This is a genomic window from Bradyrhizobium sp. 44, from assembly GCF_023073095.1.
Classification (GTDB): Bacteria; Pseudomonadota; Alphaproteobacteria; order Rhizobiales; family Xanthobacteraceae; genus Bradyrhizobium.
Genome location: NZ_JADPIY010000029.1, coordinates 160,146 through 172,792 on the forward strand (window position 1 = coordinate 160,146; position 12,647 = coordinate 172,792).

The 12,647-nt window shown below is 63.0% G+C and carries 11 protein-coding genes; 1 reads left to right on the top strand and 10 read right to left on the bottom strand.

Annotated elements, in window-relative coordinates:
- Positions 1–254: 254 nt before the first annotated feature.
- From IVB41_RS26460 to xoxF5, 7 genes are all read right to left on the bottom strand, one after another.
- Positions 255–515: a hypothetical protein gene (locus IVB41_RS26460; RefSeq protein ID WP_247359102.1), complete on the bottom strand. Its 261-nt coding sequence runs from the start codon at positions 513–515 to the stop codon at positions 255–257.
- A gap of 57 nt (positions 516–572) precedes the next feature.
- Entirely contained in the window at positions 573–2,885 is a 2,313-nt protein-coding gene (locus IVB41_RS26465; RefSeq protein WP_247436562.1) for a molybdopterin cofactor-binding domain-containing protein, read from the bottom strand.
- Between the two features lies 1 nt (position 2,886).
- Positions 2,887–3,339 carry a (2Fe-2S)-binding protein gene (locus IVB41_RS26470; RefSeq protein ID WP_007601363.1) on the bottom strand — a complete coding sequence of 151 codons (453 nt, stop codon included), beginning with the start codon at positions 3,337–3,339 and terminating at the stop codon, positions 2,887–2,889.
- Positions 3,340–3,991: 652 nt separating this feature from the next.
- A complete protein-coding gene (gene gfa / locus IVB41_RS26475) occupies positions 3,992–4,555 on the bottom strand; it encodes an S-(hydroxymethyl)glutathione synthase (RefSeq protein ID WP_247436566.1) in 564 nt (187 codons plus the stop codon).
- Positions 4,556–4,588: 33 nt separating this feature from the next.
- Positions 4,589–5,698: an S-(hydroxymethyl)glutathione dehydrogenase/class III alcohol dehydrogenase gene (locus tag IVB41_RS26480; RefSeq protein WP_027566533.1), complete on the bottom strand. Its 1,110-nt coding sequence runs from the start codon at positions 5,696–5,698 to the stop codon at positions 4,589–4,591.
- Between the two features lie 61 nt (positions 5,699–5,759).
- Positions 5,760–6,248 (bottom strand): c-type cytochrome, methanol metabolism-related, encoded by a 489-nt coding sequence (locus IVB41_RS26485; RefSeq protein ID WP_027566534.1) that lies wholly within the window; start codon positions 6,246–6,248, stop codon positions 5,760–5,762.
- Positions 6,249–6,357: 109 nt separating this feature from the next.
- Positions 6,358–8,163 carry a lanthanide-dependent methanol dehydrogenase XoxF5 gene (xoxF5, locus tag IVB41_RS26490; protein ID WP_027566535.1) on the bottom strand — a complete coding sequence of 602 codons (1,806 nt, stop codon included), beginning with the start codon at positions 8,161–8,163 and terminating at the stop codon, positions 6,358–6,360.
- A gap of 511 nt (positions 8,164–8,674) precedes the next feature.
- Here xoxF5 and IVB41_RS26495 point away from each other — a divergent pair.
- Positions 8,675–9,643, top strand: coding sequence for a helix-turn-helix domain-containing protein (locus IVB41_RS26495; RefSeq protein WP_027566536.1), 969 nt, complete (start codon positions 8,675–8,677; stop codon positions 9,641–9,643).
- A gap of 71 nt (positions 9,644–9,714) precedes the next feature.
- Here the strand turns inward: IVB41_RS26495 and IVB41_RS26500 are convergent, their stop codons facing one another.
- The 3 genes from IVB41_RS26500 to IVB41_RS26510 form a co-directional block, all read right to left on the bottom strand.
- A complete protein-coding gene (locus IVB41_RS26500; protein WP_027566537.1) occupies positions 9,715–10,140 on the bottom strand; it encodes a hypothetical protein in 426 nt (141 codons plus the stop codon).
- 130 nt (positions 10,141–10,270) lie between these two features.
- Complete coding sequence (locus tag IVB41_RS26505; RefSeq protein WP_247436569.1) at positions 10,271–11,260, bottom strand: tripartite tricarboxylate transporter substrate binding protein; 990 nt, start codon at positions 11,258–11,260, stop codon at positions 10,271–10,273.
- 110 nt (positions 11,261–11,370) lie between these two features.
- Complete coding sequence (locus IVB41_RS26510; protein ID WP_247436572.1) at positions 11,371–12,387, bottom strand: FUSC family protein; 1,017 nt, start codon at positions 12,385–12,387, stop codon at positions 11,371–11,373.
- Between the last annotated feature and the right edge of the window lie 260 nt (positions 12,388–12,647).

Genomic DNA, 12,647 nt, shown 5'->3' on the forward strand with positions numbered 1-12,647 from the left:
ACGGCAACGTCCGCCGCATTTTGCGTTGGCGTCTTCCCTTCGCTCCTTGCGGAAGAAGGTGGCGCGAAGCGCCGGATGAGGGGTTCCATCCGCGCATCTCAACGTGCGAGGCTCGCGCAGGCATACCCCTCACCCAGCGTGATCGTGGCAACCGGCGTCGCTGCCCTCTCCTGCAAGGGGAGAGGGCACAACGATGCGGTTCGGCGAAGAAGTAGAGCCGATAATCACGACGTCAAACGCCGATGCGCAGATCGCTACTTCCCCTCGCGCTCGACCTTGTCCTTTTCCTTCTGGTTCATCTCGCGAACCTTGGGATCTGGATTGGGCTGCCCGGTGGTCTGGGTGGTCGAGGGCGGCGTGGCATTGGCGTTGGGCAGGGAGTTCTGGTCCGGCGTGCTGGGGCGCGTCGCCGTTGTCGGCGGCGTGGTGTTGCTCTGGGCGTATGCGCCAGTGGCCGTCAAAAGAAAGGCGCTCGACAGCAATGAGACTGCGAGCGCCTTTGAGATATGGGTCATCGATCTGCTCCTGTCAGATCGATGCAAACGGCGCGAGGCCGCCTTGTGTTCCCGCCTTTACGCTTCCAATTGCTTGCCGAGCGGAAGGCTGCGGATGCGCTTTCCGGTCGCGGCGAAGATGGCATTCATCAGCGCCGGCGCGAATGGCGGGACGCCGGGCTCGCCCACGCCGCTCGGCGGCGTGTCGGGTCCGGGCGGCACGATGTAGACGTTGGTCACCGCAGGGGATTCGTCGATCCTGAGGACCTGGAAGTCGTCGAAGTTCTTCTGCTGCACCTTGCCGTCCTTGAAGGTGATCTCGCCGTATTTGGCGAGACTGAGCCCCATGATCGCCGCCCCCTCGATCTGCGAGGCGATGCGCTCGGGGTTGACATAGGTGCCGCAGTCGATGGCGGTGTCCACCCGCGGCACCGTCAGCTTGCCCTTGTCGTCGACGGCCACCTCGACGATGGTCGCGATATAGCTGACGAAGCTGCGGTGCACGGCGATGCCGAGGCCATGGCCCTTCGGCACCTGTCGGCCCCATTCGCCCTTCTCGGCGACCAGCTCGACCACCTTGCGCAGGCGCGCGGTGTCGATCGGATAGCTGTCCAAGGGCTCGCCGTAGTTCCACATGTCCTTCACAGCAGGCTTGACGATGCGCGGGCTGCCGATCAGCGCGAGCAGCGTCTCCTTCTGGTCGCGGCCGGTTGCATGGGCGATCTCACCCACCATCGACTGCACCGCGAAGGCGCGCGGGATGTTCGAGACCGAGCGGAACCAGCCGATGCGGGTGAACGCCGCGGCCTCCGGGTTCTCGCAGGAGATGTTGGCGATCTCGAAGGGCATGTCGACGAGGCCCATGCCGAGCTCGAAGGGCGCCTCATGCTTTGCACCCGCCGCGAACGTCGAGGCGATGCTCGGGGCCACGCTGCGATGGCGCCAGGCGATCACCTTGCCGCTCTTGTCGAGCCCCGCCTCGATCCGTTCCACGGAGACCGTGTGCAGGAAATCGTGGCGGACGTCGTCCTCGCGCGTCCACTGCACCTTGACGGGCACGCCGAGCTCCTTCGACAGCAGCGCGGCCTCGAGCGCGAAGTCGCATTTCGACTTGCGGCCGAAACCGCCGCCGAGCAGCGTGACGTTGACCGTGACATTGCCCTCGGGAATGCCGAGCGTCTTCGCGACGTCCTCGCGCGTGCCGCCCGGGCTTTGCACCGGCGCCCAGATCTCCGCTTTGTCACCCTTGACGTCGGCGACCGCCACCGGCGGCTCCATGCTGACATGGGCAAGGTGCGGCAGATAATATTCGCCGACAACGATCTTGTCGGCGCCCTTCAGAGCGGCCTCGGCGTCGCCTTCCTGGCGCACGACAAGGCCCGGCTTGCGCGAGGCCTCCTCGAGCTCCTTGCGGTAAGCGACGGAGTCGTATTTGCCGTTGGCGCCGTCGTCCCAGGTCAGCTTCAGCGCGTCGCGGCCCTTGATCGCCGCGCCGGTGTTGCGCGCGATCACGGCAACGCCGCCGAGCGGCTGGAATTTCGACGGCCACGGCCATCCGCGCACCTGCATCACCTTCTCGACGCCGGGGACCTTCAACGCCGCGTCCGGATCGAACTTGACCAGCTTGCCGTCGGTCACCGGCGGGCGCGCGATCACGGCATACTTCATGCCTGGCAGCCGCACGTCGGCGCCGTAACGCGCCTTGCCGGTGGTGATGTCATGGAGATCGACGATGCCGATCTGGCCCTTGCCGAGATAGCGGAAGTCCTTGGGGTCCTTCAGCTTGAGCCCTTCGATGCTCGGCACCGATTCCTTGGCGGCGTCGGCTGCGAGCTCGCCGAAGCCGAGCTTGCGGCTCGTCGCGCTGTGGACGACCTCGTGATTGACGGCCTTGACCTCGGTTGCCGGCACACCCCAGCGTTTCGCGGCGGCTTGCTCGAGCATGGTGCGTGCGGAGGCACCGATCTGGCGCATCGGCATCAAATAATGCCGAGTGCTGCGCGAGCCGTCGGTGTCCTGGTTGCCGAACTTGACCTCGTCGCCATGGGCCTGTTCCACCTTGACCCGCGACCAGTCGGCTTCCATCTCCTCAGCCACGATCAGCGGCAGGCTGGTGCGCACGCCCGTGCCCATCTCGGCGCGGTGGGCGAGGATGGTGACGGTGCCGTCGGGTGCGACCGCGACGAACACGCGCGGATCGACCACGACGCCGTGCGGCATCTTGCCGGCGCCGGTCTCGTAGGCGAACGCCTGGCGCGACATCACGGGAGCAGCGAGCACAAAGCCGCCGGTGATGCCGAGCCCCTTCAAGATGCTACGGCGCGAGACCTTTTCGACCCTGATGTTCTTCTCGAAGCCACGAAGCTTCCTCGGATTGTCGATGAAATTCATGTCACACTCCCGTCGATGCGAGATGGACCGCATTCTCGATGCGCTGGTAGCAGCCGCAGCGGCAGATGTTGCCGGACATCGCTTCGCGGATCTGGTCGTGCGACGGCTTTGGATTGTCCATTAGCAGCGCAGCCGCCTGCATGATCTGGCCTGCCTGGCAGAAGCCGCATTGGGGGACGTTGACCTGCCGCCAGGCCTTCTGCACCGGGTGATCGCCGTTCGGATGCAGTCCCTCGATCGTCGTGATCTCGCGGCCGGCGACGTCGTTGATCGACGTGATGCAGGCGCGCACAGCTTCCTTGTCGACGATGACGGTGCAGGCGCCGCACAGGGCCTGACCACAGCCGAACTTGGTGCCGGTCAGCCCGGCCTCGTCGCGCAGGAACCAGAGTAGCGGAAGATCCGGGTCGCCGTCCCAGCTCTGTTCCTGGCCGTTGATCTTCACCTTGATCATGATCGTCCCTCGCTCTTCATAAGCTTGTTGATTTCAGATTTTCCAGATGCCGGTCGGTGCAATGTCCGCTGCGCGGCGTCGCATTCCGGCGGTCATCCCGCGCGGGCAGATCCCGGCAGGACTCAGGAATGCCAATTCATGTCCGGATGTGCTCGATACCTCCCGTCGTGTTCTTGATTATTGAATTTCGCGCGGCATCGTCACGACGCGATCTTAGTGGGATCGCTTCGGTCCGGTCACAGCCAAGTGTTCTCTCGTCAGCTGTTCTCGATGGGAAAAGATTGCAACGAAGGTTTGTCAAAAGCAGGGCGCCGCATCACGCCACGCGCCTCTTGAGATGGGCACAATAAAAAAAAGCTTCGTCCGCCAGAAGACCTGTGCGGACGAAGCAGGATGCCTCAGTCGAGGGAGGGAGAAACGCAGGGGCCGCGGACTTCAAGCAGGAAGCCGGCGGTCCTGCGCAGTCATTCAGAGACCAGGACTGAGGGAGCTGACGGTCCCACACAAGTGCAGTCGAGAAGCGGCGGCATCGCCGCGATTGTCCCGGGTCGGCTCCGTCCGCTCGCTGGGTGTGGTGGAACCAGCGAGCGGGCGGGCGCGGCAAACGTCAGGCGGCCTTTGCTCGGGCGGCCTTTGCTTAAGCGGCCTTTACTTAGGCCGCCTTGGCCTTCGCCACGTGGGTCGCGATGGCGTCCATCAGCGCCGGCGACAGGCAGTCATAGGGCTCGAGACCAAGCTCCTTGAACCGAGCCCGTATTCCGCCCATCTGCTCCGGCTTCACGCCCGATTCGATCACCGACGAAACGAAGGCGGCGAATTGCGGCGCCTGCGAACCCTGTTCCTGGAACAGTTCGGGGTGAATGAAGTCGAGGCCGTAGAACGGGTGACCCTTGTTCTCGATGCGGCCGTACATGTGCGTGCCGCAGGCCTTGCAGGCGTAGCGCTGGATCACCGCCGATGGATCGACGATCTGGAGCTTGTCGCCGTTCTCGAGCACGGTGACGTTCTGGCGGGGCACCACGGCGACGACGGAGAAATTCGCGCCCTGCGGTTTCCAGCACTTGGTGCAGCCACAGGCATGGTTATGCGCGACGTCGCCCTTGACGGCGACCTTGACCTGATGGTCGCTGCATTTGCATGCGAGCGTGCCGCCGGCGAAGCTGCCGCTGCCCTGTTTGATGCCGTTATCGATCGCTGGATGGAGTGCAACAGTCATGGGTCGATCCTCCTTGGGGTGACGCTTTTCGATTTAGAACACGACGACTGAACGGATCGATTTGCCCTCATGCATCAGGTCGAAGCCTTTGTTGATGTCTTCGAGCTTGAGCGTGTGGGTAATCATCGGGTCGATCTGGATCTTTCCGTTCATGTACCAGTCGACAATCTTCGGCACGTCGGTGCGGCCCCGCGCGCCGCCGAAGGCGGTGCCGCGCCAGTTTCGCCCGGTGACGAGCTGGAACGGGCGGGTCGCGATCTCCTTGCCGGATTCGGCAACGCCGATGATGATCGAGGTGCCCCAGCCGCGATGGCAGGCTTCCAGCGCCTGGCGCATCACTGTGGTGTTTCCGGTGCAGTCGAAGGTGTAGTCGGCGCCTCCGTCCGTCAGGGTCACGAGATGCGGGACGATGTCGCCCGTGATCTTCTTGGGATTGACGAAATCGGTCATGCCGAACCGGCGTCCCCATTCCTCCTTGGAGTCGTTGATGTCGACGCCGATGATCTTGTCCGCGCCAGCCATCTTGGCGCCCTGGATCACGTTCAGGCCGATGCCGCCGAGGCCGAACACGACCACGTTGGAGCCCGGTTCGACCTTGGCGGTGTTGACGACGGCACCGACGCCGGTGGTGACGCCGCAGCCGATGTAGCAGCTCTTGTCGAACGGCGCGTCCTCGCGGATCTTGGCGACCGCGATCTCCGGCAGCACGGTGAAGTTCGAGAAGGTCGAACAGCCCATGTAGTGGTAGATCGGCTTGCCCTTGTAGGAGAAGCGGCTTGTGCCATCAGGCATCACGCCCTTGCCCTGCGTCGCGCGGATCGCGGTGCAGAGATTGGTCTTCTGGCTGAGGCAGCTTTTGCATTGCCGGCATTCCGGCGTGTAGAGCGGGATGACATGGTCGCCCGGCTTCACCGAGGTCACACCAGGACCGATCTCGCGGATGATGCCCGCGCCCTCATGGCCCAGGATCGACGGGAAGATTCCTTCGCTGTCGAAGCCGTCGAGCGTGTAAGCGTCGGTATGGCAGATGCCCGTCGCCTTGATCTCGACCAGGACTTCGCCGACCTTCGGTCCTTCCAGATCGACTTCGACGATCTCGAGCGGCTTCTTGGCTTCGAAAGCGACGGCGGCACGTGTCTTCATCTTAAGCTCCTCAAATTCCGGCAGGGCGCCAAGAACCAGGTCCTGGTCGGGCTCCGCACGTTCACTTCTTGCCCATGCACGAATCTTCGTTCTTGGTATAGGCGTCGTTCTTGTCGTCGTGCTTGCCAGGTCTGGTGCGGCCCCAGGCCTCGTTGGAGCGGGCGCGCAGATAGACGTAGAGATCGTCCATGTAGCAGGCGACGTTCGGGTTATCGCCGAAGGCCGGCATCACGTTCTCTGCGGCAGTCGAGATGTTCTTGCGGCCGGAGGCGACGACGCCGAGAAAATCGGCATAGCTCATCGTCTTCAGCGAATCCTTCAGCGCCGGGGCGTAGGTCGAGCCCATGCCATCCGGGCCGTGACACACATGGCAGTCCGAGTGATAGCGGCGGTATCCGGAATAGGTATACCAGTCGACGGAGCCGTCGGTGATCTTGTAGGTTGGGTTGCCTTCCTTGTCGGACCATTCGCCGGTTTCGTTCTGCTTGACGGCAGTCGGGTCACCTGAGCCGTCCGCGACGGCAATTCCCCCGGACGCGATCAAGAACATCGCGGCAATGGCAGAGCAGATTTTACGCAAGAGCTTTTCCTCGGAAGGCATTCGGTGAGACGAGCCGGCGCGTGGAGTTGATCCACGCGCCGGAGCGATGCTGAGAGGCCTAGTTGGGCAGCGAGAACACGGTCAGCGTACCGCCGAGTGCCGTGTAGTTGCTGAGCGCCGCGTAGCCACCGACTGCGCCGAGACCGGCGGTCGGATCGGTCAGACCTGCCGCCAGACCGATGCCAGCCCAGCCGCCCACGCCGGAGAGCACTGCGACATACTGCTTGCCGCCGTTCTCATAGGTGGTGACGTTGCCGATGATGCCGGAAGGAGTCTTGAACTTGTAGAGCTCCTTGCCGGTCTTGGCGTCGACTGCCTTCAGGTAGCCTTCGAGCGTTCCGTAGAACACCACGTTGCCTGCGGTTGCGAGCGCACCCGACCAGACCGAGAACTGCTCCTTGTTCGACCAGACGATCTTGCCGGTCTTGCCGTCCCAGGCGATGAAGTTACCCATGTGGGTTTCACCCTGCGGCGGATACATCGAGAGCGTCGCACCCACATAGGGCTGGCCCGCGGTGTAGCTCACCTTGAACGGTTCATAGTCCATGCAGACGTGGTTGGTCGGGACGTAGAACAGCTGCGTGTCCGGCGAGTAGGCTGCCGGCTGCTCGTCCTTGGTGCCGAGCGCGGCCGGGCAGATGCCCTTCACGTTGTGGTCCTCGCCCGCCTTGTCGGTCGAAGCTGCGTCGAGCACCTTCGGGCGGCCGTAGGTCGGCGAGTTCTTGTCCATGTCGACGCCGGAGGTCCAGTTCACCTTCGGATCGTACTTTTCGGCGACCAGGAGCTCACCGGTGGCACGATCGAGCGTGTAGCCGAGGCCGTTACGATCGAAGTGCGTCAGCAGCTTGCGCGGCTGGCCGTTGATCTGCTGGTCCGAGAGGATCATTTCGTTGACGCCGTCATAGTCCCACTCGTCGTGGGGCGTCATCTGATAAACCCACTTGGCCTGACCGGTGTCAGGGTTGCGAGCCCAGATTGTCATCGACCATTTGTTGTCGCCGGGACGCTGCTTCGGATTCCAGGTCGAGGGATTGCCCGATCCGTAGTAGACGAGGTTCAGCTCGGGGTCGTAGGAGATCCAGCCCCAGGTGGCGCCGCCGCCGATCTTCCACTGATCGCCTTGCCAGGTCTTCAGGCTGGAGTCCTTGCCGACCGGCTTGCCGAGTGCGGTGGTCTTCTCGGCGTCGACCAGGATTTGATCATCCGGTCCTTCAGAGTAGCCGCGCCAAGCCAGCTTGCCGGTCTTGATGTCGTAGGCGCTCATATGCGCCTGAACACCGAACTCACCGCCGGAAATGCCGATCAGCACCTTGTCCTTGACGACGAGCGGCGCCGAGGTGCCGGTCTCGCCCTTGCCGGGATCGCCATTCTTGGCGGTCCATGCAACCTGACCGGTCTTGGCATCGAGCGCGACCAGAGTAGTGTCAGCCTGATGCAGGAAGATCTTGCCGTCGCCGTAAGATACGCCGCGGTTGACTGTGTCGCAGCACATCACGGGGATGACGTTCGGATCCTGCTTCGGCTCATACTTCCAGACGATCTTGTTCTCGTTCGAAAGGTCAATAGCGTAGACCTTGTTCGGGAACGGTGTGTGGACGTACATCATGTTGCCGATGATCAGCGGGCCGCCTTCATGGCCGCGCAGCACGCCGGTCGAGAAGGTCCAGGCGACCTGGAGCTTGCCGACATTTTGAGCATTGATCTGGTTGAGCTTGGAATAGCGGGTATTGGCATAGTCGCCCGCCGGCATCACCCAGTCTTTCGGGTTCTGCGCCATCTTGTTCAGCTCGTCATTGGCTGACGCGCTGCCTACGGCGAGAGCCGCAGCGGACCCAAGAAAGGTCGCCAGTAGTACCTTGCGCATAGTCATTCCTCCGTTGTCTCGTTTATTTTTCCGAAGCATTGCTCAATCACCGGGCTTCTCGTCCGGTGTCTGCTCGTGCAGGGCGGTCACATTTGGGACCAGAAACGATGCTGGGTGCTTTCTCCTCCTGATGAGAGCTACGGGTCCACGTGCAGGAGCGGCCCGTTTTTGTTGTTCCTGATGCATCCGTAGCGACTTCGCCATCGGGAAACTTGCCCAAGAGGGAAGCTGGTTTGCTTGACAGCGCACGGCCGCGAAGATTTTGATTTTGCAGTAGCGAATTCAGCGGCTTCCGCAGCGCTTTGGGACCGTCTTCCACGCTTAGGTTCCCCTTGACGGCGCTGCAACTAAGGCGGAGGATTAACTTTCAAGGGTGGCAATGGAACGATGGCGCTCGTTCCAGAAGATCGCTCAAAATCGAGGTAAACGTCACGCAATCACGGTTCAGGGCTCCGGCAGCGCGGCTCGCGATTCGCGTCAAAATCTCCGGATCAAACCAGTGGCTGGATTAATGTCCGACACAATTCACACGCTCTCGACGACGGGAATGACGCCGAAGCGGCAGATCCAGAGCTGGATCGACGGGCTGACGAGCCTGTGTGGGCATTTCGACGTCGATCCGCTGGAAGCGTCTTCGCTCGAAGGCCGCATCGACTACACCAGCGTCTCGCGCCTGAAGCTCTGCCAGATCGAGGTCAGCCAGCATCGCATCGCGCACACACTGGCGCGCGCCAAGGCCAACGAACACCCATATATCAAGATCCACTTCCAGACTTACGGCGTGTCCTATTTCGAGCAGGAAGGCCGCCACATCGAGATCAACCCGGGCGACATCATCGCCTATGACGTCTCCTGTCCGCATTCGATCATCAGCCCTGCTTTCACGCGCCACGACGTGGTGATCGTACCCAAGGCGCTGCTGCGCGACCGCGGGTTCCCGTCGCAGCGAATGCCGGCCTGCAAATTGACCTCACGCACGGGAACGGGGCGGATCGCCCACGATTTCGTCCATGCGACCTTCGACGAGGCGGCCAAGCTGTCGGCGAATAGTGCGGTCGGCGTCGCCGATTCGCTGATCGACCTCTTGCTGCTGCCGCTGCGCGAGGCGGACACGATGCTCGATCGCGTCGGTCCCGAAGCGACCTATGTGCGCGCGCAGTTCTTCATCCGCGAGCATTTGCGCGATCCGGATCTGTGCATCGACCAGATCTCCGGCGAGCTCGGCTGCTCCAAGCGTTATCTGCACATGCTGTTCTCGGAGCGCGGCACCACGGTGAGCGACTACATCTGGCAGGCGCGTCTTCAGAATTGCCGCCAGGAGCTCGAGGCCCACGCCGGCAAGACCATCACCGACGTCGCGTTCTCCTGGGGCTTCTCCAGCTCATCGCATTTCAGCCGGGTGTTCCGGAAATATTTTGGCGTAGTGCCGTCCTCGATCCACAAGGCGCAACAGGGCGCGGTTGCCGCGGACGAGCATTAGGCAAACGCCAGGTTCGGCGACGACGACGGTTGACCGTCGCGCGCCCGCGATGTCTCTCATGCCGATGTCTCTCACGCCGATATGGCGATGTAGGGAATGCTGGTCAGGAGAGCGGCGAGCAGCACCGCATTGCCGAGCATTCCACTCCAATGTAGTCGGCGTAGCCGGCGCGGGGCCTCGGCATCGCCGGCGTCCCTGGCGCTGAGCTGTTCGTCCATCCGTTGCATGAACCAGCGGCGTCCGTAGATCGCCAAGGCTGCAAGAAGGCCAACGCCCATCGCGGCGACCAGACGACCGTCGAGCAGGAAAGCGACCGCTCCGATGAGTCCGGCAACGCGCATCACCAGAAAATGCGCATTGAACATTCCGCGCAAAAGCTGGGCGACGGGCTGGATATCCAGCTTCACCAGTAGGAAGGCCGGAGACGCCAACGTGAAATAGCCCATCGGAAAGAGCAGAATGATCATGACGGCTACGGCAACGCCATCCGGTGTCATGGGATCGGCCTTTCTCGTCCGCGCCGGTGAGACCTTCCCGGCAGCGTCGCACAATCATAGCGGGAAAATACGTTTCCGGCACTAGGCTTTGGTCGAATGCTGCGCCGCGAAGGGCGTCTTGTCTCGCGGTTCAGGAGGGCTCGAGGCCGAGGGACCGCGCGCTCTCGATCCAGATCGGCAGCTCGCGCTGATATAGGGCGTTGGTTTCCTTGAAGCCGATCGCGGGTTCGAGCACGAACGTGTTGAGAACCTCCTTTACCTTCGGATCGTTGTTGGCAGCGACGCAAAGCTCCGCCAGGCGGTCGACGACCGGTTGCGGTGTCGCCTTCGGCACGGCCCAGCCGGAGAAGCCGCTAACGGTGAAGAATTTCGACGTCGCGCCCTGCTCGGGGAGGGTCTTGATATCGGGGATGGCGTCGACCTTCTTCGAATGAACCGCGAACACTGTGCCGCGATCGCTCTGCAAAACCGATTGCGCTGCCGTGTAGCTGCCCATGGCGACATCGAGCGTACCTTCCAGCATGCCCGTCCACATCGGGGCTTCGCCGCGATAGTGGATCGGCTCGATGGCAAGGCCGTACTGCTTGTTGAGCTCGTGGACCGTCATATGCGGGGCCGAGCCCGCGCTATAGGTGCCGAAGTTGACCTTGCCGCTCTTGCGAGCAAAGGCGACGAAATCCTCCAGCGTCTTGACGCTGGTTTTCGGGTTCGCCACCAGCAACAGGCCGGCGCCCGGAATGACGCTGACGAGCGTCAAATCCTTGTCCATGTCGTAGCCCGGAGTCTTCATCACCACCCGGTTCATGATGTAGGTGGTCGAGATCGAGCACAGGATGGTGTGGCCGTCGGGCTCCGCGCGTGCGACCTCCGCCGTCCCGATCGCGCCCGCGGCACCCGGCTTGTTCTCGACGACGACGGTCTTTCCGACCTGCTTGGCAATGAATTCGCCATAGGCGCGTGCGAGCAGGTCAGTCTGTCCGCCGGCGGGATAGCTGCAAATCATGCGAATTTGCCGCGATGGCCATGCAGCCTGCGCCGAGGCGTTGCGCGAGACGAAAGGCGTCGCGAGCGTGGCGGTGCCGGCGGCAATGAAGCGGCGGCGATCGAGACTTGGGGACATGATTCTCTCCCGGGTTGTCGCCGACGGTACTGCATCGGGTCGCCTCTGCCATGGGTGGCAAGCGAGACAGATTGGCGCATTCGAAGGGCCGCGCTGTGCCAATTCGGGCGTCATCCGGACAATCGCACTTTTCGCATGACACGCAGCCAGACGATTTCGGTCAGGGCTACCGCAAGCAAGCCAAAGGTGCCGCCGATCAGCACGTTGACGATGCGCTCCTCCGAGATGCCGCTGGCGCTGCCGGCGAAAGAGGCGGCCAGCGCGATGAAGAAGCAGCGCAGGCCGAAGCCGATGATGTAGCGGGAGAACGAGATCAGCGTGAGGGTGGCCGCGAGAACCGCGAGCGCATAGCCGGCCCGGCTTTGCGGCAGCACCATGCCGGCGAGGAAACCGAGCGGCACGCCGGCGACGGCGCCGATCGCCCGCTGCTTCAGCTTGCCGGTCGAAGCGGCGAGATCGCCGACCACGACGCTTGCGGCCGACCACATCACCCATTGGCCCTGCGCGAGATCGAGGATCTCGACCAGAGCCGCCGCAGCGAACACCGCAAGGGCGGTTGCCGCCGCGGGCACAAACCATTCGGCCGCGGGCGCTCCGAACGAGGTCGCGGCATCGCCGCACCGTCGCTGGTCGTAAATCCGGATGGCGTAGACCAGAGCCAGCGCGATCGGAGAGGACACGATGATCATGCCGGCATGGCGCAGGGCTTCCGAGGCGCTCACGCCCTCCCGCACCTCGCAGGCAAGATACACGGCGGGGATGAACACCCAATTCCCGAGCGTGCGGAAATGTTCGCCGTGGCGCGTCACTGCGACCGCAAGGAATCCGGCGAGCGCCGTCAGCACTGCGAATAGCGGCTTGATCGGGTTCGCGAGGAACAGCGCGGCAAAGGTGAGGAGGATGGCGAGATAATGCCACGCGACGACTTTCGGCGGCAGGTGCAGCCTGAGTGCGGGAATGAGCAACGAGACCGCGACCAACCCGAGATTCAGCAGCGCCGTCTCGCGCGCGATGAAATAGGCGGCGACCATCGGGCCGACGACGATCAGCGCCCGCACCAGCTCGCCGGTCTTGATTTCGCGCGAGAGGAGATCGCGCAGGTTGGCACTAGTGGGCGGGAAATTCACGGCGCACCAAAAGGGCGAATGAGAACGCAGACATCATACGGTGCGGGGCGCCACTAAGCGAGTCGATGCCGTCGGGCTGATTCAAGAGGTGCGCCGCCGCCGCTCCACACTCCGTCATTGCGAGCGTAGCGAAGCAATCCAGTCTTTCTCTGGAGGGACTCTGGATTGCTTCGCTACGCTCGCAATGACGATGTTCATGCAGTTGCGGGCGAAGACTTAAGTCTCGAGCCCGGACACAGCGGGACACGAGAGCGTCTTCC